19 protein-coding genes are annotated in these 19,080 nt (G+C 72.5%); 9 read left to right on the plus strand and 10 right to left on the minus strand.

Translation table 11 applies throughout. The annotated features are described in order from the left end of the window. From Q5722_RS13035 to Q5722_RS13055, 5 genes are all read right to left on the minus strand, one after another. Entirely contained in the window at positions 1 to 1,917 is a 1,917-nt protein-coding gene (locus tag Q5722_RS13035; RefSeq protein WP_305028687.1) for a type II secretion system F family protein, read from the minus strand. Further along, positions 1,914 to 3,545 carry a TadA family conjugal transfer-associated ATPase gene (locus tag Q5722_RS13040; protein WP_305028688.1) on the minus strand — a complete coding sequence of 544 codons (1,632 nt, stop codon included), beginning with the start codon at positions 3,543 to 3,545 and terminating at the stop codon, positions 1,914 to 1,916. The genes Q5722_RS13035 and Q5722_RS13040 overlap by 4 nt, the downstream gene beginning before the upstream one ends. Continuing rightward, on the minus strand, positions 3,542 to 4,732 hold the full coding sequence (locus tag Q5722_RS13045; RefSeq protein WP_305028689.1) for a CpaE/TadZ family protein: 1,191 nt from the start codon (positions 4,730 to 4,732) through the stop codon (positions 3,542 to 3,544). The genes Q5722_RS13040 and Q5722_RS13045 overlap by 4 nt, the downstream gene beginning before the upstream one ends. A gap of 7 nt (positions 4,733 to 4,739) precedes the next feature. After that, positions 4,740 to 5,483, minus strand: a complete 744-nt coding sequence (gene cpaB, locus Q5722_RS13050; RefSeq protein ID WP_305028690.1) for a Flp pilus assembly protein CpaB — start codon at positions 5,481 to 5,483, stop codon at positions 4,740 to 4,742. A 179-nt stretch (positions 5,484 to 5,662) separates the two neighbouring features. Next, positions 5,663 to 7,465, minus strand: coding sequence for an AMP-dependent synthetase/ligase (locus Q5722_RS13055; RefSeq protein ID WP_305028691.1), 1,803 nt, complete (start codon positions 7,463 to 7,465; stop codon positions 5,663 to 5,665). Positions 7,466 to 7,547: 82 nt separating this feature from the next. On the opposite strand from Q5722_RS13055, the gene Q5722_RS13060 reads away from it, so the two are divergent. The 3 genes from Q5722_RS13060 to Q5722_RS13070 are packed head-to-tail and all read left to right on the plus strand — an operon-like array spanning position 7,548 to position 9,597. After that, positions 7,548 to 7,979: an SRPBCC family protein gene (locus Q5722_RS13060; RefSeq protein WP_305028692.1), complete on the plus strand. Its 432-nt coding sequence runs from the start codon at positions 7,548 to 7,550 to the stop codon at positions 7,977 to 7,979. A gap of 17 nt (positions 7,980 to 7,996) precedes the next feature. Next, on the plus strand, positions 7,997 to 9,178 hold the full coding sequence (locus tag Q5722_RS13065) for an ArsA family ATPase (protein ID WP_305028693.1): 1,182 nt from the start codon (positions 7,997 to 7,999) through the stop codon (positions 9,176 to 9,178). Beyond that, positions 9,178 to 9,597 (plus strand): hypothetical protein, encoded by a 420-nt coding sequence (locus Q5722_RS13070; protein WP_305028694.1) that lies wholly within the window; start codon positions 9,178 to 9,180, stop codon positions 9,595 to 9,597. Before Q5722_RS13065 ends, Q5722_RS13070 begins: the two co-directional genes overlap by 1 nt. A 21-nt stretch (positions 9,598 to 9,618) precedes the next feature. On the opposite strand, the gene Q5722_RS13075 is transcribed toward Q5722_RS13070, so the two are convergent. Both Q5722_RS13075 and Q5722_RS13080 read right to left on the minus strand, forming a co-directional pair. After that, a complete protein-coding gene (locus Q5722_RS13075) occupies positions 9,619 to 10,815 on the minus strand; it encodes a pilus assembly protein TadG-related protein (RefSeq protein WP_305028695.1) in 1,197 nt (398 codons plus the stop codon). After that, the gene (locus tag Q5722_RS13080) at positions 10,812 to 11,228 is read right to left on the minus strand and encodes a TadE/TadG family type IV pilus assembly protein (protein WP_305028696.1); all 417 of its coding nucleotides are present in this window, start codon (positions 11,226 to 11,228) and stop codon (positions 10,812 to 10,814) included. The genes Q5722_RS13075 and Q5722_RS13080 overlap by 4 nt, the downstream gene beginning before the upstream one ends. Positions 11,229 to 11,335: 107 nt before the next feature. On the opposite strand from Q5722_RS13080, the gene Q5722_RS13085 reads away from it, so the two are divergent. After that, positions 11,336 to 12,304, plus strand: coding sequence for an ROK family protein (locus Q5722_RS13085; RefSeq protein WP_305028697.1), 969 nt, complete (start codon positions 11,336 to 11,338; stop codon positions 12,302 to 12,304). A 6-nt stretch (positions 12,305 to 12,310) separates the two neighbouring features. Here the strand turns inward: Q5722_RS13085 and Q5722_RS13090 are convergent, their stop codons facing one another. Together Q5722_RS13090 and Q5722_RS13095 are read right to left on the minus strand one after the other, a co-directional pair. Beyond that, positions 12,311 to 12,736 carry a hypothetical protein gene (locus tag Q5722_RS13090; RefSeq protein ID WP_305028698.1) on the minus strand — a complete coding sequence of 142 codons (426 nt, stop codon included), beginning with the start codon at positions 12,734 to 12,736 and terminating at the stop codon, positions 12,311 to 12,313. Further along, on the minus strand, positions 12,733 to 13,500 hold the full coding sequence (locus tag Q5722_RS13095; protein ID WP_305028699.1) for an alpha/beta hydrolase: 768 nt from the start codon (positions 13,498 to 13,500) through the stop codon (positions 12,733 to 12,735). The genes Q5722_RS13090 and Q5722_RS13095 overlap by 4 nt, the downstream gene beginning before the upstream one ends. A 179-nt stretch (positions 13,501 to 13,679) precedes the next feature. On the opposite strand from Q5722_RS13095, the gene Q5722_RS13100 reads away from it, so the two are divergent. From Q5722_RS13100 to Q5722_RS13120, 5 genes are read left to right on the plus strand one after another with little or no spacing between them, the layout of a single operon-like run. Further along, complete coding sequence (locus tag Q5722_RS13100; protein WP_305028700.1) at positions 13,680 to 14,417, plus strand: lysophospholipid acyltransferase family protein; 738 nt, start codon at positions 13,680 to 13,682, stop codon at positions 14,415 to 14,417. Beyond that, entirely contained in the window at positions 14,398 to 15,537 is a 1,140-nt protein-coding gene (gene macS / locus Q5722_RS13105; RefSeq protein WP_305028701.1) for a MacS family sensor histidine kinase, read from the plus strand. Before Q5722_RS13100 ends, macS begins: the two co-directional genes overlap by 20 nt. A gap of 23 nt (positions 15,538 to 15,560) precedes the next feature. Beyond that, positions 15,561 to 16,061, plus strand: a complete 501-nt coding sequence (locus Q5722_RS13110; protein WP_305028702.1) for a flavin reductase family protein — start codon at positions 15,561 to 15,563, stop codon at positions 16,059 to 16,061. A gap of 9 nt (positions 16,062 to 16,070) precedes the next feature. Further along, the gene (locus Q5722_RS13115) at positions 16,071 to 16,718 is read left to right on the plus strand and encodes a response regulator (RefSeq protein WP_305028703.1); all 648 of its coding nucleotides are present in this window, start codon (positions 16,071 to 16,073) and stop codon (positions 16,716 to 16,718) included. Continuing rightward, the gene (locus Q5722_RS13120) at positions 16,715 to 17,575 is read left to right on the plus strand and encodes a hypothetical protein (RefSeq protein ID WP_305028704.1); all 861 of its coding nucleotides are present in this window, start codon (positions 16,715 to 16,717) and stop codon (positions 17,573 to 17,575) included. The genes Q5722_RS13115 and Q5722_RS13120 overlap by 4 nt, the downstream gene beginning before the upstream one ends. Positions 17,576 to 17,579: 4 nt before the next feature. On the opposite strand, the gene glpK is transcribed toward Q5722_RS13120, so the two are convergent. Further along, complete coding sequence (gene glpK, locus Q5722_RS13125; RefSeq protein ID WP_305028705.1) at positions 17,580 to 19,046, minus strand: glycerol kinase GlpK; 1,467 nt, start codon at positions 19,044 to 19,046, stop codon at positions 17,580 to 17,582. Positions 19,047 to 19,080: the final 34 nt, after the last annotated feature.

Below are 19,080 nucleotides of genomic sequence, written 5' to 3' on the forward strand. Positions count from 1 at the left end.
TCAGACCTCCACCTTCACGATCTTGCTCATGGTGACCCAGCCCAGGGTGAGCAGGACGATGCAGCCCGCGATCATCAGGTAGCCGAGCCCGGTCGTGTAGAGCGGCGCGAGGAAGCTGCGTCGGGTCAGGAACAGGTACGCCGCCATGGCGATCGGCAGGGCGATCAGGATGTACGCCGAGAGCCGGCCCTCGGCCGACAGCGTCTGCACCTGGCGGCGCAGGTAGTCCCGCTCGCGCAGGGTCGCGGCGACGGTGGTGAGCAGCTCGGCCAGGTTGCCGCCGACCTCCCGCTGGATCCGGATGGCCATGACGACCCAGGCGAAGTCGACGCTCTCGATCCGCTGCGCGATGCCCTCGAGCGCGATCTCGAGCGGCACGCCGAGGCGGCTCTCGATGAGGACCCGCTTGAACTCGCCCGCGATCGGCTCGTTGCCCTCGTTGACGACGGCGTCGATCGCCTGGGCCAGCGACATGCCCGCCGAGAGGCTGCCGGCGATGAGCTGCAGGGTGTCGGCGAGTCCGGAGTTGAACGCCTGGACCCGCTTCTTCTGCTTGCGTCCCAGCCACCACCAGGGGAGTGCGACACCGAGGCCGAGGCCGACCAGCAGCAGCAGGAGGCTCCCGCCGCCGAGCATGAGGCCGACGAGGCCGGCCAGCATGGCGATCACGCCGTGCAGCAGCAGCCACTCGGCCGGCTTGAGCGCCGAGCCGCCGGCCTCGAGCCGCTGCTCGATGCGGGCCTCCAGTCCCTTGTTGCGGTGGAGCATGGAGGCGGCTGCCTCCTTGGCCTGGTCGAGGTTGAAGGCGGACTCGCTCTTCGCCTGCACCTTGTGCAGCACCGCGCCGGGGCCGTAGGCGGCGATCCGCTGCTCGACGCTGCGCAGCCCGCGGTCGCCGCCGGCCATCGACAGGACGCCGGCCAGCAGGACCGCGATGCCGAGGCCGAACGCCGCCAGGCCGCCGTAGAGCACGCCCGGCGGGAGCTGGAGCGCGTGGGTCGCCTCCTTGAGCTGGTACGCCGCCTTCGTGGGCGTCACGCCGCGGTCCCGCACGACGGCGTACGTCGTCGCGTGCAGCGTGCTGCCGCCGGAGACCGGGAGCGCCACCGCGACGTCGGCCTCCGTGGCCGTCACCGACGCGGGGACCTTCACGGTGACCTGCACCTGGCGGGCGAGCACGGCCGCCTCGGCGGCGAACGCCTTCCCCACGGCGGCGGCGTCGGCCGGCACGAGCTGTCCCTTGCCCGCGTGCGTGAGTGCACGGAGGGCGCCCAGGTCGCTCGCGGACTGGTCGAGGGCGACCGCGTCGAGCGAGACCTTCGCCGCGGAGACGGCGGAGGTGACCGAGGAGAGCGTGGTCCGGTTGGTGTTCCTGCCGTCGGAGAGGAGCAGGACGGTGCGCTGGCCCTCCGTGCCGAGCTGCTTCACGGCGGCCTTGATGCCGTCGTAGAGCACCGTGCCGTGGGCCAGCTCGAGGCCGTCGACGGCCCGGTTCGCGGCTGCGCGGTCGGTGGTCGGGGCGAGCAGGGCGTGGACGGAACGGTCGAAGGTCACGATGCCCACCGCGACGTCGGCGGGCACCGACGCGAGGTAGCTCTTCGCGGCCGCCCGTGCCGCCGCGAAGCGTGCGCCCTTCATCGACTCGCTGGTGTCCATCGCGAGCACCGTCGTACGCCGGATGGTCACGGCCGATGCCGACCCGGCGAGGCTGGCCTCGGTGTCGGCTGCCGCGCCGTCGACCGTGACGCTGACGCCGGGGAGGTCGATGTGCGCGCCGGCCGGGACGGAGACCAGCAGGTCCAGCGTGCCGTCGTGCGCCTCGATGTGGCTGACCGTCGCCGGGGCGTCGGCCGCCCGGGCCTGCCCCGGGGCCAGCACGGCGCAGCACGCGAGCGTGGCCAGCAGCACGCGCCTCATGCCACACCGTCCCGGGCGAAGACGAGCGGGTCGACCCGCACGTTGGCGTGCTCCATCTTCTCGAGGAACTTGGGGCGGAGTCCGGTCGAGCGGAGGCCGCCGAGGCTCTTGCCGTCGGCGTCGAAGCCGCGCGAGTGGTCGTAGACGAAGATGTCCTGGAGGGTGATGATGTCGCCCTCCATGCGCTCCACCTCGGTCACGTGGGTGATCCGGCGGGAGCCGTCCCGCAGGCGGGCCTGGTGGACGATCACGTCGACCGCCGAGGCGACCTGCTCGCGGATGGCGCGGATCGGCAGGTCCATGCCGGCCATCAGCACCAGCGTCTCCATGCGGGCGAGCGTGTCGCGCGGGCCGTTGGAGTGCAGGGTGGTGATCGAGCCGTCGTGGCCGGTGTTCATCGCCTGCAGCATGTCGAGCGCGGAGGCGTCGCGGACCTCGCCGACGACGATCCGGTCGGGACGCATGCGGAGGCTGTTCTTGACCAGGTCGCGGATCGTGATCGCGCCCTTGCCCTCGATGTTCGGCGGGCGGGACTCCAGGCGGACGACGTGCTCCTGCTTGAGCTGCAGCTCGGCGGCGTCCTCGATGGTGACGATGCGCTCGTCGTTGGGGATGAAGCTGGAGAGCACGTTGAGCGTCGTGGTCTTCCCGGCGCCGGTGGAGCCCGAGACGATGATGTTGAGCTTGCCGCGGACGCAGGCCTCGAGGAAGTCCGCCGTGCGCTGCGAGAGCGACCCGAAGCTGATCAGGTCCTGCACCGTGAACGGGTCGGTCGCGAACTTGCGGATCGTCAGCGCGGAGCCGTCGATGGCCAGCGGCGGGATGACGGCGTTGACACGCGACCCGTCGGGGAGACGGGCGTCCACCATGGGGGAGGACTCGTCCACGCGGCGGCCGATGCGCGACACGATCTTGTCGATGATGCGGCGCAGGTGCTGGTCGTCGTCGAACTGGACCGGGGTCTTGGTGAGCTTGCCCGCGCGCTCGACGAAGACCATCTGCGGTCCGTTGACCATGACCTCGGTGACCTCCGGGTCGGCCAGCAGCGCCTCGATCGGCCCGTAGCCGAGGATGTCGTCGGTGATCTCCTTGGTCACCTGGGCACGGTCGGCCGTCGACAGCGGACGGTCCTGCGCCGCGAGGACGTCCTTGAGCGTCGCACGGACCTTGGCGCCCAGCTCCTCCGACGGGACGTCGGCCTCGTAGAGCTGCGGTCCGAGCTGCTTGAGCATCTCGGAGTGCACCGCGGCCTTCAGCTCGGCGAACTTGTCCGCACCGCCGACGGCGGCACGGCGGGTGGCGAGGTTCGCGACCTCCGCACCCGGCGTCTCCTCGGGCGCCCGGCGGTGCGACGGCGCCACGGGGGCCGGCGGCAGCGGCGGCTGGACCGCTGCAGCCGGCACGACCGGCACGATCGGCGCCGGCTGCACGGCCGGCGCAGGCGGGGCGAGGGGCGCGGGCGGGGCCGCGTCGACGACGGGCACGGTCTCGACGGCGTCGGCTGCGGGCAGGCCCGCATCGATCGTCTCCACCTCGGGGACACCCGCGACCGCGGCAGCGGCGGCGGCAGCGGCTGCCTCGGCGGCCGCGGCGTCCTGGGCCGCCCTCAGGCGATCGGCGAGACTCATGCGCCGGCCCTCCTCAGTCGCAGCTTGCGGACCCGGCCAGCGCCGTCGGAGCCCTCGCCGACGACCGGGTGGTCGGTGTCGCCCGCAGCGAGCGCCATGTGCCCGGCGAGCTGGCGGAAGGCCCGGCTCGCGGCGTGGTCGGGGCTCGAGAGGACGATCGGCTTGCCGGCGTTCGTCGCCGCGGCGATGTCCGTCGAGGACGGGATCGGCGTGGTGACCGGCAGGCCGAGGATCGCCTCGACCTTGTCGTTGTCGAGGCCGACGGCGTCGTCCGCGCGGTTGAGGACGAGGTGCCGGTGGCCCTGCGCGATGTTGAGCAGGTCGAGCGTCTCGAGCGCCACCTTGACGTTCTTCAGGGTCGGCACGTCGAGCGTCGCGATGACGATGCACTCGTCGGTCTCGTCGAGCGCCTGCAGCGTCTGCTCGTCGAAGTTCGGCGCGGTGTCGACCACGACGTAGTCGAACTGCTGGCGCAGCGTGCGGAGCATCCGCGAGACGAGGCGGGCGGTGACCCGGTCGCGGCCGTCGGGCAGGTTCGGCGCCGCCAGCACCATGAGGGACTCCTCGTGACGCGTCAGCAGCGACGCGACGAGGGCGGGGTCGATGCCGTCCTCGGAGCCGATCGCCTCCTCGATGGTGTGCGTCGGGAAGAGCTGCATCGTGATCGCGACGTCGCCGAAGGCGAGGTCGAGGTCGACCAGGCAGACCTTGCGCGAGCCTCCGTCGGCGAGGGCCAGCGCGAGGTTGACGGACGTCGTGGTCTTCCCGACGCCGCCCTTGGGGGCGAAGACGGTGATCAGCGAGCCGTGCGGGCCCGAAGCGCTCTGGCCGCTGAAGGCCTCCCAGAGCTGGTGGGCACGGGCGGCCGCGGCGCGGATGCCGTCGGCGTCCGCGGTGCGTACGACGTCGCGGCAGCCGGCCTGCATGGCGCGGTACAGGACGTCGGTGTCGACCTCGTGGCGGACCAGCACGACGCTGGTCGTGGGACGGGTCAGCCGGAGGCTCTCGCAGGTGGCGATCGCCTCGGTGAGGTCCAGGCCGGGCCCGAGCACGACGACGTACTCGTCGGTGCGGTGCAGGAGCCAGGCGTTCAGCGGGACGGTGCCGTCGACGGCGTGGGTGCCGGGCGGAAGTGCCCGGGCCAGTGCCTCGACGGTGCCCGCGTCGGTTTCGACGATGACGGGCATGACGGCCTCAGCTCGTGAGGTTCTTCTCGGTGACCCGGGGGGTCGTCGAGAGGTCGGTGGTGTCGGTGATCAGCGCGAGCGACAGGGTCCCGAAGTTGGTGCCCCACATGAGCTGCTCCGCCTGCTTCTGCGTGACGGCCAGCGTGACGAGGGTCTGCGGCACCGCGTCCGTGGTGGACTCGCCGTCCTTGGTGGTCTTCGTCTTCGTGACCGTCGAGGTGTCGCCGACGCCGAGGACGGTGACCTTCTGCAGCAGCGTGTTCGCGTAGTAGGTGTCGGCCTTCTGGTCGTCGACCGCGACCATGACGGCGACCTGCGAGCCGGGCCGGACGAAGCCGGCGAGGCGCTGCGGGTCGGTCAGGTTGACCGTCACCGCCATCTTGCCCTTGGGGATCGCGATCACCTTCGAGGTGACGTCGACGGCACTGGAGCCGCCCCACTTGGCGGAGATGATCTGCTCGCCGGCGTAGACGGTGGTCAGCGCGACCTCACCGTCGAGCGCGGAGAGGTCAGTCTGTGCCCCGGAGAGCACGACGTTGGCGGGAACCGCCTTCTTCTCGAACTTGCCGGCCTGCGATGCGGCAGCGAACGTCTCGCCCGGCGCGATGTCCTGCGTCGCGACGAGGACGTTGACAGTCTCGTACTGCGCCTGTGCGCGGCCGTCAGCGCCGCGTACGTAGAGCCAGACGAGCATGGTTCCCAGCGCGGCGATGACCGCTGCCAGGACAAGCAGGATCTTCCTACGGTCCATGACACCCTCGATGAAATAGGTGACCATGACCGGACGACTCGGTTTCCCTCCCAGAACCGTCCCGTCAGCAACTCCCTCCCGAGTTGCATGCATCACAATGCCTCATCTGGAGAGGTTCGGTGACCATCCGACCGACATATGACCCATTTGGACTAGGACTTTGGTCCCGCCGGATGGCATCAGCGCCCGTACAGGGCGGCGACGTCGCGCCGGAACTCGCGCATCACGACGGTGCGCTTGAGCTTCAGTGACGGCGTCAGCTGGCCGCCCTCCTCGGTCCAGTCCTCGGGGAGGATCGTGAACTTCCGGATCGCCTCGGCCTGGCTCACCGCGCTGTTGGTGGCGTCGACGGCGCGCTGCACCTCCGCGCGCAGGTCGGGGTCGTCGACCAGCGATGCGATGCTGCCCGACCTGCCGGTGCTCTCGGCCCACTGGGCGAAGGCGTCGGCGTCGATGGTGACGAGGGCGCCGATGAACGGCTCGCCGTCGCCGACCACCATGCACTGGCTGACGATCGGGTGCGACCGGAGCCGGTTCTCCAGGATCGCGGGGGCGACGTTCTTGCCCCCGGCGGTGACCAGCAGCTCCTTCTTGCGGCCCGTGATCCGGACGAAGCCCTCGTCGTCGACCTCGCCGACGTCGCCGGTGTGGAACCAGCCGCCCTCGCTCGCCGGCTCGAGCACCTCGGAGCTGGCCTCGGCGTTGTGCCAGTAGCCACGGAAGACCTGGGGGCCGCGGAAGAGCAGCTCGCCGTCGTCGGCGACCCTGACCGCCGTCCCGGGCAGCGGGCGACCGACCGAGCCGACCTTCTGCGCTGACGTCGAGTTCACGGTGAGCGCGCCGGAGGTCTCGGTGAGGCCGTAGGCCTCGAGCACCGGGATCCCGATGCCGCGGTAGAAGTGGCCCAGCCGCTCGCCGAGCGGTGCCCCGGCGGAGAAGGCCCACGTGCAGCGGCCCCCGAGCCGCTCGTGGATCCGCCCGTAGACGAGGCGGGCGAAGAGCGCGTGCTGCGCGCGCAGGCGGACCGGCACCCGGCCGTGGGTGTCCTGGGCGCGCGACCAGGCGATCGCGGTCTCGACGGCCCGGTCGAAGATCCGGCCCTTGCCGTCGGCGGCCGCCTGCTGGGAGGCGGCGTTGAAGAGCTTCTCGAAGATCCGTGGCACCCCGAAGACGAACGACGGCTCCAGCTCGCCGAGGTACGTCGCGAGCCCGCGGATGTCGGAGGAGTGGGCGATCTTCACCCGCGCGCGCATGCAGCCCAGCTGCACGACGCGGGCGAAGACGTGGGCGAGGGGGAGGAAGAGGAGCGTGGTGCCGGCGTCCTCGGCGAAGATGTCGGGGAGCTCGTGGGTGGCCAGCGTGATCTCGCTCATCAGCGAGCCGTGGGTGAGCATGCAGCCCTTCGGTCGGCCGGTGGTGCCCGAGGTGTAGACCAGCGTCGCGAGGTCGCCGGGCCCGGCCTGCGTGCGACGCTCCTCGAGGTCGGCGTCGGTCACACCGGCACCCTTCGCGGCGAGGTCGGCGAGCGCGCCGTCGTCGATGACCAGGACCTGTGCCGTGGACCCGGTGGCCGCCACGCGCTCCGCGTGCGCGGCGTGCTCCACGAGGACGACGGTGGCCCCGGAGTCCTCGAGGATCCACGTGAGCTGGTCGACGGAGGAGGTCTCGTAGACGGGGACGCTGACGCCGCCGGCGAACCAGATGGCGTAGTCGAGGACGGTCCACTCCCAGCGCGTGCGCGCGAGGATCGCCACCCGGTCACCGGGCTGGACGCCGGTCGCGACCAGTCCCTTCGCGGTCGCCGTGACCTCGGCCCGGAAGGCGGCCGCGGAGACCTCGGTCCAGGCCCCGGCGCCGTCGCGGCGGACCACGACGGCGGTCTCGCCGTGCGCGGTGGCATTGACGACGACGTCGTCGGTCAGGTTGCCGAGGTCGCCCGCCTGGGGAAGCGCAGGCGCCGGGGGAGTCGAGAACTCGCGCACGGGCGGCACGTTACCGGCGTCCGGCGTACCGCGGGTATCCGGTACGGTTGCCGGACCCGCCAGCCCCACGGAGGTTGTCCTGATGGCCGAACAGACCACGTCGTCGATCGTCGTCGACGCGTCGCCGGGCGAGGTCATGGCGGTCATCGCCGACTTCGCGGCGTACCCCGTCTGGGCCAAGGGCGTGATGGCCGCCGAGGTGGTCGCGGGCGAGCCCGGGCAGCGTGCCGAGAAGGTGCACTTCGAGCTCGACGTGCCGCCGATCCGCGACGCGTACACGCTGGCCTACACCTGGCACGACCTCGAGGTCTCCTGGACGCTCGCCGAGGGCCGCATGCTGCACCGTCTCGACGGCTCCTACGTGCTGAAGCCCGTCGAGGAGGGCACCGAGGTGACCTACAGCCTCACCGCGGAGCTCGCGATCCCGATGATCGGCATGATCAAGCGCAAGGGCGAGAAGATCCTCATCGACACCGCGCTCAAGGGGCTCAAGAAGCGCGTCGAGTCGCTCTGACACGGGGTCCTGGAGCAGTGCGCATCCTGCTGTTCACCGGCAAGGGCGGCGTGGGCAAGTCCACGACGGCCTCCTCGACCGCGGTCGCCTCGGCTGCGTCCGGACGCCGCACGCTGATCCTGTCCACCGATGCCGCGCACTCCCTGGCCGACGCCTTCGGGTGCGCGATCGGCCCGACCCCGACGCGTGTCGCCGAGAACCTCTACGTCGAGCAGGTGGACGCCCAGCGCCTCTTCGAGGAGTCCTGGGCCGACATCCAGCGCTACCTGCTCTCCGTGCTCGACGCGGCCGGCGTCGACCCGGTGGCAGCCGAGGAGCTCACGGTCATCCCGGGCGCCGAGGAGGTGCTGGCGCTGCTGCAGCTGCGGCGCCACGTGCTCTCCGGCGACTGGGAGACGGTCGTCGTCGACTGCGCCCCCACCGCGGAGACGCTGCGGCTGCTCGCGCTGCCCGAGGCCCTCGCCTGGTACATGGAGCGGGTCTTCCCGGTCGGTCGCAAGGCGATCAAGGCGTTCCGTCCGCTGCTCACCAAGGCCGTCGGCGTCCCGCTGCCGGAGGACAACACGTTCGACGCGATGGAGCGGCTGCACGCCGAGCTCGACGAGGTCCGCCAGATCCTGTCGGGCCCCGAGGCCAGCGTGCGGATCGTGATGACGCCCGAGACGGTCGTGCTGGCAGAGGCACGGCGGTCCTTCACGACCCTCTCCCTCTTCGGCTACCGCGTCGACGGGGTGGTCGCCAACCGGATCTTCCCGGCGATCGGCCCCGACGAGGCGCCGGACGGCTGGCGAGCCGGCTGGGTGGATGCCCAGACGAAGGTGCTGGCCGAGACGGTGCAGTCCTTCGAGGGCCTCCAGCTGTGGCGTTCGGAGTACCACGCCGCCGAGCCGGTCGGGGTGGAGGCGCTGGGCGCGTTCGCCCGCGCGCTGTACGGCGACAGCGACCCGCTCGGCGTACCGACGGGGCCCGGGCCGCTCCAGGTGGCCCGCACGGAGACCGGTGCGGTGCTGCGGCTCGCCCTGCCGTTCGTCGAGCGCGGCGACGTCGACCTGGTCCGCCACGGCGACGAGCTGGTGCTGACCGTGGGCTCCTACCGTCGCCTCTTCACACTCCCGGCAGGCCTCGCCCGTTTGGACGTGAAGGGCGCGAGGGTCGACCATGGAGCGCTGCAGGTCCGTTTCGAGGAGAGGGGGCAGTGATGACCGACACCCACGGTGGTCAGCCGGAGGTCGGCTCCGTCGCCGAGGAGACCGCCAAGCTGCTCGGTGCCCTCTCGGGCTGGGCGAAGGAGCACGGCGCTGACGCCGGTGCGGGCCTCGGTGCCGGGCTCGGGGGCGCGTTCCACGAGGCCAGCGCCCACTTCGCGACCGGTGGCGACGACTGCAGGTACTGCCCGCTGTGCCGGGTGATCAACATCGTCCGCGAGAGCAGCCCCGAGGTGCGCACGCACCTCGCGATCGCCGCTGCCAGCGTCGCGCAGGCCGCCTCGGCGGTCCTCCAGGCCGCCGTTCCCGAGGAGGCCAAGGCCAGCGGCGGGCAGCACGCCCGGCGTGACCCGGTCGAGAAGATCGACCTCGAGGACGACGACTTCGGCCCCTTCGACGGTCCGTTCGGCTGATCCGGCCGGCTCGGCCACGGGTCACTGCACCAGGCGGACCCGGCGCAGGCCGCCGTCGCAGCCGGCGTCCCCGAGGCTGCACCCCGTCGCCTGGGTGGTTCCCGAGGCGAACAGCGTCCGGGAGACCAGCAGCAGGTAGTTCTTCTCGCTGTCGTCCGCCATCAGGGCTCCTGCGTCCGCGTTGGCCGGGGCGCACGCGCCGATCCCGCTGCTGTACCGCTTCTTGAGCTGCTTGCCGAAGTGGTAGCCGCAGACCGTCACGGCCACGACCCGCTGGACGGGGAAGACCGCGCTCGTGCCGGTCCCGGTGATCGTCGGGCCGCACGTCCCGGGAGCGCAGAAGACCGGCAGGCCCACCGTCGTGCCCGAGTCGATGAGCCCGGCCCAGGCGTTCTCGACCTGGCCGGCATCGGGCTGCCCCGGGTCGCCCGACAGGCACGCGTACGGCGGTGTGCTCGACGCGACGGGGCAGGCCGCGCGCAGACGGGCACCGAGCACCGTGCCGGTCAGGCCCTCCTGCCCGCTGACCGCGGTGATCGGGAGGGAGCAGCCGTTGCTGATCTCGTCGTAGAGCTGGGCCTGGCCGTTGCCGCCGTCGTCTGCGTTCTCCCCGGGGCAGTCGAGGGTCCACCAGTTGCCGGGGGTCGGCGGCAGGGGACAGCTCGCGGCGGAGGCGAGACCGTCGCCGGGGGCGTAGGTGCGCCAGACCGTGCCGGGAGCGGCCGATGCCGGCACGTCCGCACCGCAGATCCCGAGCGGACGCAGCCCGTCGCCTCCCGGTGCGACCTCGACCGCTGCGGTCGCGTGGGCGGAGGAGGTGAGTGTCTCGCCGGCACCAGCCAGCCGGCCCAGGTAGGTCGCGGTGTCGCCCTGCACGTCGAACCCGACCCGCACGGTGCCGTCGGCGCACCTGGCCGTGAACGTGCCGGTCGCCGTGGTGGTCAGCGCCGAGCGGTTGGCGGTGAGGTAGCGCTCGGCGGTCTGGCGCGCCGTGGCCTCGGGCACGGCCCCCAACAGGTCCGTGCAGCTGCGGCCGGCCGCGCCGGCGTACGTCGCCGCGGCGGCGAGGGCTCCGGCGTCCGCCGCGGTCTGGAGCGCCATCCGCGAGGTGTAGGCCATGCCGATGTCGACGCTGAAGGCCCCGACCACCAGCAGTGCCACACTCAGCAGGGCGGTCATGATCGCGATCGCGCCGCCCTCGTCGCGCTCGCGGCTCACGAGTACTCGCACCGGAACTCACCGTGCCCGCGGATCGTGTACGTCGACGGCACGCCCGGCACCGGTATCGGCACCAGCCACTGGTGCGTGTAGGTCAGGGTCACCGTCAGTGCCTGCCCCGGGACGGAGCCGGAGCACACCTCGCCGGAGGGACAGGGGGAGACCGTCGGGGTGACGGCGCTGCCGGTCATGCCGATCGAGGTCGCCGACGACTGTCCTGTGGCCTTGACCTGGGCACAGGTGAGGCCGGGCACCGCGCCCTGGCGCGCCGCTTCGCGGGCGGCGTTGTTGAGGGCGAGGGTCTGCCCGAAGAGGACCCCGAAGTCGATGAGGGCGAAGACGAGGGTGAGCAGCAGCGGCAGCACGAGCGCGAACTCGACTGCGGCGGCTCCCTCTTCCTCCCGACCGGCCATGACAACGAACGTAGGAGCCGGTGGCGCTGTGCGGGAGCGGTCCAGACCGGTTTGATCCGCTTGTGCAACCAAGTCTGACCGATTGGCCGACACGGCAGACTGTCCCCGTGACTGATCCGGTGTGGGTGGGCGTCGACGTCGGCGGCACCAAGGTGCTGGCGGGTGTGGTCGACGCGCAGGGTCGCGTGACGCGCACGGCGAGGCGCACGACGCCGGGGCGGCGCGTCGACGCCGCGATGGTCGAGGACGCGCTGACCGAGGCTGTCGTGGACGCGGCGGACGGCAGCCCGCTCGCCGGAGTCGGCGTGGCGGCCGCCGGGTTCGTCGACGCGGCGGGGGAGCGGGTCCGGTTCGCGCCCCACCTGCCGTGGCTCGACGAGCCGGTCCGCTCGCGGCTCGCCGCCCGCTGGGGCGCACCGGTACGTCTGGAGAACGATGCCACCGCCGCGACCTACGGTGAGCTCGTGCTCGGCGCCGCGCGCGGCTACCGGCACGTCGTGATGGTCAACCTCGGCACCGGACTCGGCGGAGGCATCGTCATCGATGGCCGGCTCTACCGCGGGCACAACGGGATGGCCGGGGAGTTCGGCCACATGCAGGTCGTGCCGGGCGGGGCGCCGTGCGAGTGCGGCTCACGCGGATGCTGGGAGCAGTACTGCTCGGGGCGGGCCCTCGAGCGCGTCGCGCGCGCGGGCCTCGGCAGCAGGCCGTCGATGCTCGAGGAGCTGTGCGCCGGCAACGCGGAGCTGCTGACCGGCCCCATGGTCTCTGACGCCGCAGCCGCGGGCGACCTGCTGGCACGCGCGGCGTTCGCGGAGGTCGGGGAGTGGCTGGGGGTCGGCCTGGCCAACCTGGTCGCGGCGTTCGACCCGGAGGTGGTGGTCGTCGGTGGCGGGGTCTCCGAGGCCGGCGACCGGCTGCTCGAGCCGGCACGCGTGGCGCTCGAGCGCTCGCTCGTGGGCGCCGGGCACCGGGAGGTGCCCGCGGTCGTCCCCGCACGGCTCGGCAACGCGGCCGGGCTCATCGGCGCGGCTGCCCTGGTCCGCGACGAGGTGCTCGCGGACGACGAGGCCTAGCGGTCGCTAGACCCGCGCGCCGTCGTCGTAGGGGTCACGGGGCTCGTTGCGCATGGTCGCCACCAGGAAGACGAAGCCGCCGAGGAACGACGCGACCAGCAGCGTGCTGGCCCACGAGGGCAGCGTCAGGCCGGCGACCAGGCAGACCAGGAAGACCGCGGGCGCGCCGATCACGCCGCACCACGCGATGAGCCGCGGCGGCTCGGGGAGCTGCACCTTCGGCGGCACCGGGGGCACGAACGCGCCCTCGTCCTCCGGCGTGAACGGAACCGGGTTCCAGGTGTCGGCCGGTTCGACCAGCGGGAGCGGCTCGAACACCGTGTCGGGTGCCTGCGCGACGGTCTCCGCCTCGGGGACGTCGGAGGCCGCGGGCGACTCGTCGTAGCGGGCGACGATGTCGGCCCAGAGCTTGTCCTCGTCTCCCTGTGTCACACCGAGAGCCTACGCAGGAACGCCAACGACTCCGCGAAGATGTGCGGGGCGTCGTTGTCCAGCGTGGCCACGTGGAAGCTGTTGGTGAGGATCTCCTCGCGGACGTCGCCCGACCCGACCGAGCCGAGGATGATCCGGGCCGAGCCCGGGTCCACGACGTGGTCGACCGACGAGCGGATGAGCAGCAGCGGTGCCTTCACCTGGCCCAGCCGCGGGCGCAGCGCGGCCCAGCCGGCGAGCATCGACGCGAGGGCCCGCAGCGGCACCTTGGCGTAGCCGTGCTCGTCGACGCCCTGCTTCTTGATGTCGTTTCCGATGCCGGGGAAGCCCTTCACCAGGCGCTTGAGCACCGGGACCGCCTTCAGGCGCGGGTCGGAGGAGCTGACGGCCGGGTTGACCAGCACCAGTCCGGCGACGTCGCCGGGACGGTCGGCCGCCAGGTTCAGTGCGAGGCCGCCTCCCATCGACAGGCCGAAGACGAAGACCTGGTCGCAGGTGAGCCGCAGGCGGGCGAACGCCGCCGTCAGCTCGGCGTACCAGTCGGCCCAGGTGGTGCCGTTCATCTCCTGCCACGTCGTGCCGTGGCCGGGCAGGCACGGCACCTCGACGGCGTAGCCGTGCTCGTGGAGGTACTCCGCCCAGGGCCGCATCGAGACCGGCGAGCCGGTGAAGCCGTGGCTGAGCAGGACGCCGATGCGCTTGCCTCCGGTGAGCTCCGGGTTCGCCGGCGCCGACCATGCGAGCGGGTGGGACTGGATGACCATGCCGATGATCCTGCCCTAAAGGACCTGCCGGGCGAACCCCCGCCCGCTGCGGGGCGCGCGGCACGGGTCCCGGCCGCGTCGTCGTCGGTCGCACGGCTCCCTCCTCCGCCGTGCCGGGCCACGTCCCGGGCGTCGCTCGCGACGGCGCTGGCCCGCCCGGCATGCCCTAGGCTTCGCGTGTGCGCGATTCCCTTCCGTTCTACTCGTTCCTGAAGTACGTCGCGGTCGGTCCCTGGCTGAAGCTCTTCTTCCTGCCCAAGGTCTCCGGCCAGCACAACGTGCCCCGGGAAGGCGGCGTCCTGCTCGCGGGCAACCACCTGTCGTACTTCGACTGGCTGTTCGTCCCGAACGCGCTTCCGCGCATGGTGCGCTTCGTCGCCAAGGCGGAGTACTTCGAGGGTGTCGGCATCCGGGGCAAGCTGAAGAAGTTCTTCTTCACCAACACCGGCAACGTCCCGATCGACCGCTCCGGCGCGTCGGCTGCCGAGGGTGCGCTGATCACCGCCAAGCGGATCCTCAACGAGGGCCACATCTTCGGCATCTACCCCGAGGGCACGCGCTCGCACGACGGCCGCCTCTACAAGGGCAAGGTCGGTGTGGCGGTCATCGCGATCGAGACCGGGGTCCCCGTCGTCCCGGTCGCCGTCATCGGCACGGACAAGCTGGCGCCGCAGGGCAAGCGCTTCGGCCGCTGGACCCGCCCGGTGATCAAGTTCGGCGAGCCGCTCGACTTCTCGGCGTACCAGGGCCAGCAGGGCGACCGCGAGGTGCTCCGCAAGGTGACCGACGAGATCATGGACGAGATCCAGAAGCTCTCCGGCCAGACCTACGTGAAGGACACCTACGCTGCGGACGCCAAGAAGGCGGCCAAGGCTGCCCGGGAGGCGCGCGAGACGGATGGCGGCTCGGCTGCCTGACCCCACGTCCGACCATGCCGTCGCCGACGGCATGTTCCGCGTGCTCTTCTGGCTGCGGCTCGTCGTCGTGGCCAACATGGTCGGCTTCGCCGCAGTCCGGTGGGAGACCTACGCGCACCCGGCCGCCGGAGCCGTCGTCCTCGGCCTGCTGGTCGTGTGGAGCGGCGTGGTCTCCTGGGCGTACGCCGACCACCGCCGGCGTACCCCGCTGGTGCTCGTGGCCGACCTCGCGGTCGCCGTCGGGTCCCTGCTGGTCACGCCGTGGCTGAAGGGAGAGCACTTCACCGCGACGGTGCCGGGCTTCTGGGTGATGGCCGTCGTGCTCGTGTGGGCTGCCGCCTGGGGTGCCCGCGGTGGCCTGGCAGCAGCGGTGGCGATCGCCGCGGCCGACCTCGGGATCCGGTGGCCGCACATCACCGAGTCCAACTACGGCAACGTCTTCCTGCTGCTGATCGGCGGACCCCTCCTGGGGCGCCTCGGATCGGCGCTCAAGGACATCGCCCGGCAGCGTGACCAGGCCCAGCGCGCCGCAGCCCTCGCGGAGGAGCGCGCCCGCCTGGCCCGGGCGGTGCACGACGGTGTGCTGCAGGTGCTGGCTCTCGTGCAGCGCCGCGGGCCGGAGCTCGGCGGCGACGGGGTGGAGCTGGGCCGGCTGGCGGGGGAACAGGAGTCGCGGCTGCGGGCGATGCTGCACGCCGGTGCGCAGACCGTGGCCGCGGACTCCGCGGTGCGTGACCTCGGTGCGGCCGTCTCGGCGCTGGCAGCCCGTCCAGCGCCGGTGGTCGCGGTCTCCGTGCCCGGTACGCCCGTGCTGCTGCCGACGCGGGTCGTGGACGAGCTGCTCGCCGCGGTCAACGCCTGCCTCGACAACGTCGCGCGCCACGTCGGTGACGCGGCGACCGCCTGGGTCCTTCTCGAGGACCTCGGCCCCGCGGTCCTCGTGAGCGTCCGCGACGAGGGAGCGGGGATCGCCGACGGACGCCTGCAGCGTGCCGCCGCCGAGGGCCGGCTGGGCGTGAGCCAGTCCATCCGTGGCCGTCTCGAGGACCTGGGCGGCACCGCGGAGCTGACGACCGGCGCGCACGGCACCGAGTGGGAGCTCGCCGTCCCGAGGGGATGACGCACGCGCCCTAGGCTGGAGCCGTGACCATCCACTCCTCCCACCCGTTCGCCATGCCGGAGGACGCGGCCCGGCGCCTGCGGGGCCGGCTCGGGGGCACGGTCTCCCTCTGGACCGCCGGCGCCGGGGCCACCCGCGCGGGCCTCACGGTGTCGAGCCTGATGGTGGCGACCGGCGACCCGGCGTACGTGCTGGCGCTGGTCGACCCGGACTCGGACCTCTTCGACGCCCTCGAGACCACCGGGCGGGCCGTGGTCCAGCTGCTGCGCCGCCCCCACCGTGAGCTGGCCGACATGTTCGCCGGCATGACCCCGGCACCGGGCGGGGTGTTCCGTCAGGCGGAGTTCGAGCAGGGCACGTGGGGGCCGGTCCTCGCCGACGCCACCACGTGGGCCGGCGTCGTGCTGGAGTCCGCGGTCGAGGTGGGCTGGTCGATGCAGGTCACGTGCCGGATCGAGCACGTCGTCCTGGGCGAGGAGCCCGACCCGCTCGTCCACCGCCGCGGGCGCTACGTCATGCCCTAGGTTGCTGCCATGGCAGAGCAGGCGGTCCGCGTGATGGTGGTCGACGACCACCCGATGTGGCGCGACGCGGTCGAGCGCGACCTGGCGGCCGCCGGCTTCGAGGTCGTTGCGGTCGCCGCGACCGGACGCGAGGCACTCGCCCGCTGTCCCGCCGCCCGGCCGGACGTGGTCGTCCTCGACCTGCAGATCCCCGAGCCCAACGGCGTCGAGGTGACCCGCGCGGTGGCCGTCGAGGGTGGGCCGCGTGTGCTGATCCTGTCGGCGTCGGGGGAGCAGGCCGACGTCCTGGAGGCGGTCAAGGCGGGAGCAACGGGCTACCTGGTGAAGTCGGCCTCGCGCGCCGAGCTGATCGACGCGGTCGGCAAGGTCGCGGCCGGGGAGGCGGTCTACACCGCCGGTCTGGCGGGCCTGGTGCTGGGCGAGTTCCGGCGGATCGAGGCGGCCGACGGTCCCCCCGACGAGGAGAACGTCCTCACCCCGCGCGAGACCGAGATCCTGCGGATGGTGGCGAAGGGCCTCTCCTCGACGCAGATCGCCGAGCGGCTCGTCCTCTCGCACCGCACCGTCCAGAACCACACCCAGAACACCCTGCGCAAGCTGCAGCTGCACAACCGCGTCGAGCTGACCCGCTACGCGATCGAGAAGGGCCTCGAGTGACCCTGCTGTCCGTGGCCGAGGAGCTCTACGGGCTGCCGCTCGCCGCCTTCACCGCGGCCCGCGACGAGCGGGCGAAGGCGCTCCGCGCCAAGGCACGGGAGGAGTCGGACGCGGTCAAGGCGCTGCGGAAGCCGTCCCTCGCCGCGTGGGTCCTCAACCTGCTGGTCCGCCGCGAGCCCGCCCAGATCGACCAGCTGGTCTCCGTCGGGGCCGCGCTGCGTGATGCCGCGTCCTCCCTCGACGCCACCCAGCTCCGGGCCCTGACGGCGCAGCGGCGCCAGCTCACGGCGGCGGTCACGACCGTCGCACGCCGGCACGCCCTGGCCGAGGGCCAGAAGGTGACGGAGGCCGTCGCCGCCGAGATCGAGGCCACCCTGACGGCCGCGATGGTCGACGCGGGCGCCGCTGCCGCACTGCAGTCGGGACTCCTGGTGAAGGCGTTTGCGACCACGGGCGTCGACGAGCTCGACCCGACGGCGTACGTCGCCGTCCCCGACGCGATCGGCCACGTGGCCTCGTCGGTGCCGGCGACCCTGCACGCCGTACCGGACCCCTCCGAGGCGGAGCGCAGGCGCGAGGCCAGGAAGGCCCTGGCCGTCGCCGACAAGGAGCTCCGGATCGCGCGCGAGGCGCTCTCCCGCGCGGAGGTGAGGCACCGAGGCGCCCAGGCCCAGGCGCTGCAGGTGGAGTCGGAGATCGACGAGCTCAGGCGTCGGCTGGCCGAGCTCGAGGAGCGTGAGGAAGCAGCGCAGACGGCCGTCGAGCGAGCCGCCGCTGCCGTGGCGGACGCCCGCGAGGAGGTCGCCGCAGCGGAGGAAGCACGCGAGGCCGCCGCACGCGGCGTGGACGGCGACTAGCCGGTCAGAGCAGTGCCCAGCCCTTGGAGCGCTCGACCGCCTGCTGCCAGCGCGCGTACGCGCGGTCGTCGCGGGCGCCGGGCTCGAAGCGGCGGTCGAGCTGCCACGTCTCGCGCAGGTCGTCGGTCGACCCCCACAGCCCGGTGCCCAGGCCGGCGAGGAACGCGGCCCCGAGCGCGGTCGTCTCGACGATGCGAGGACGCTCGACCGGCACGCCGACCTGGTCGGCCTGCACCTGGCAGAGCAGGTCGTTGGCTGCGGCACCGCCGTCGACCTTGAGACCGGCGAGGGTCTGCGGCACCGTCTCGAGGACGTCGCGGACCTCGAAGGCGATCGCCTCCAGGGTGGCGCGCACGAGGTGGCCGCGGGTCGTGCCGCGGGTGATGCCGAGGATGGTGCCACGGGCGTGCGGGTCCCAGTGGGGAGCGCCGAGGCCGGTCAGCGCCGGCACGAAGACCACGCCCTCGCTCGAGGCGACCGCGCCGGCGATGGCGGCGGTCTCGGCCGCCGTACCGACGATCTGGAGGCCGTCGCGCAGCCACTGCACCGCTGCGCCGGTCACGAAGATCGCCCCCTCGAGGGCGTACGTCGTCTCGCCGGCGGGCGAGCGCCAGGCGGCGGTGGTGAGGAGGCCCGCGTCCGAGCGCTCGATGGTCGTGCCGGTGTTGGTGAGCAGGAACGACCCGGTGCCGTAGGTGCACTTGGAGTCGCCGGGGTCGAAGCAGGTCTGTCCAAAGAGCGCCGACTGCTGGTCGCCCGCCACGCCCGCGATGGGCAGACTCAGGCCGCAGAACGTGCGGGGGTCCGTGGTGCCGATCGGGCCCCAGTTGGGCACCAGCTCGGGCAGGGCGTCGCGCGGGACGCCGAAGAGGGCGCAGAGCTCGTCGGACCAGTCGCCGGTGGTGAGGTCGAAGAGCAGCGTGCGACTGGCGTTCGACACGTCGGTGACGTGGTGCAGGCCGCGGGTCATCCGGGCGACCAGGTAGGAGTCGACCGTGCCGATCGCGTAGCGGCCGGACTCGACGAGCGCCCAGGTGTGCGGCTCGTTCTCCCGCAGCCAGGTCAGCTTGGTGCCCGAGAAGTACGGGTCGAGCCGCAACCCGGTCAGCTCACTGATGCGCTCCTCGTGGCCGGCCGCCTTGAGGCGGTCGCAGATCTCCGCCGTACGACGGTCCTGCCAGACGATCGCGCGCCGCGGAGATCCGAGGGTCTCGCGGTCCCAGAGCACGATCGTCTCGCGCTGGTTGGTGATGCCGACGCCCGTGAGGGCGCTCGCGTCGACCCTCGCGAGCACCTCGCGCGTCGCCTCGAGGGTGGCCTGCCAGATCTCCTCCGGCGTGTGCTCCACCCAGCCCGGCTGCGGGAAGTGCTGCGCGAACTCCTGGTAGCCCTTCGCGGCGATGCTGCCGTCGGGATCCACCACGACGGCCGTCACGCCCGTCGTGCCTGCGTCGATCGCGAGAACGCTCATGCCCGCGACCCTAGCGAGCCGCGGGCATGAGCGT

Origin of the sequence: Nocardioides jiangxiensis, from assembly GCF_030580915.1 — a bacterium.
In the GTDB taxonomy this organism is placed as follows: domain Bacteria; phylum Actinomycetota; class Actinomycetes; order Propionibacteriales; family Nocardioidaceae; genus Nocardioides; species Nocardioides jiangxiensis.

Coding starts and splice junctions, on each gene's coding strand:
- macS (WP_305028701.1), top strand. CDS start 14,398: ATGGCGGCTCGGCTGCCTGACCCCACGTCCGACCATGCCGTCGCCGAC.
- Q5722_RS13060 (WP_305028692.1), top strand. CDS start 7,548: ATGGCCGAACAGACCACGTCGTCGATCGTCGTCGACGCGTCGCCGGGC.
- Q5722_RS13070 (WP_305028694.1), top strand. CDS start 9,178: ATGACCGACACCCACGGTGGTCAGCCGGAGGTCGGCTCCGTCGCCGAG.
- glpK (WP_305028705.1), bottom strand. CDS start 19,046: ATGAGCGTTCTCGCGATCGACGCAGGCACGACGGGCGTGACGGCCGTC.
- cpaB (WP_305028690.1), bottom strand. CDS start 5,483: ATGGACCGTAGGAAGATCCTGCTTGTCCTGGCAGCGGTCATCGCCGCG.
- Q5722_RS13095 (WP_305028699.1), bottom strand. CDS start 13,500: ATGGTCATCCAGTCCCACCCGCTCGCATGGTCGGCGCCGGCGAACCCG.
- Q5722_RS13080 (WP_305028696.1), bottom strand. CDS start 11,228: ATGGCCGGTCGGGAGGAAGAGGGAGCCGCCGCAGTCGAGTTCGCGCTC.
- Q5722_RS13045 (WP_305028689.1), bottom strand. CDS start 4,732: ATGCCCGTCATCGTCGAAACCGACGCGGGCACCGTCGAGGCACTGGCC.
- Q5722_RS13115 (WP_305028703.1), top strand. CDS start 16,071: ATGGCAGAGCAGGCGGTCCGCGTGATGGTGGTCGACGACCACCCGATG.
- Q5722_RS13035 (WP_305028687.1), bottom strand. CDS start 1,917: ATGAGGCGCGTGCTGCTGGCCACGCTCGCGTGCTGCGCCGTGCTGGCC.
- Q5722_RS13040 (WP_305028688.1), bottom strand. CDS start 3,545: ATGAGTCTCGCCGATCGCCTGAGGGCGGCCCAGGACGCCGCGGCCGCC.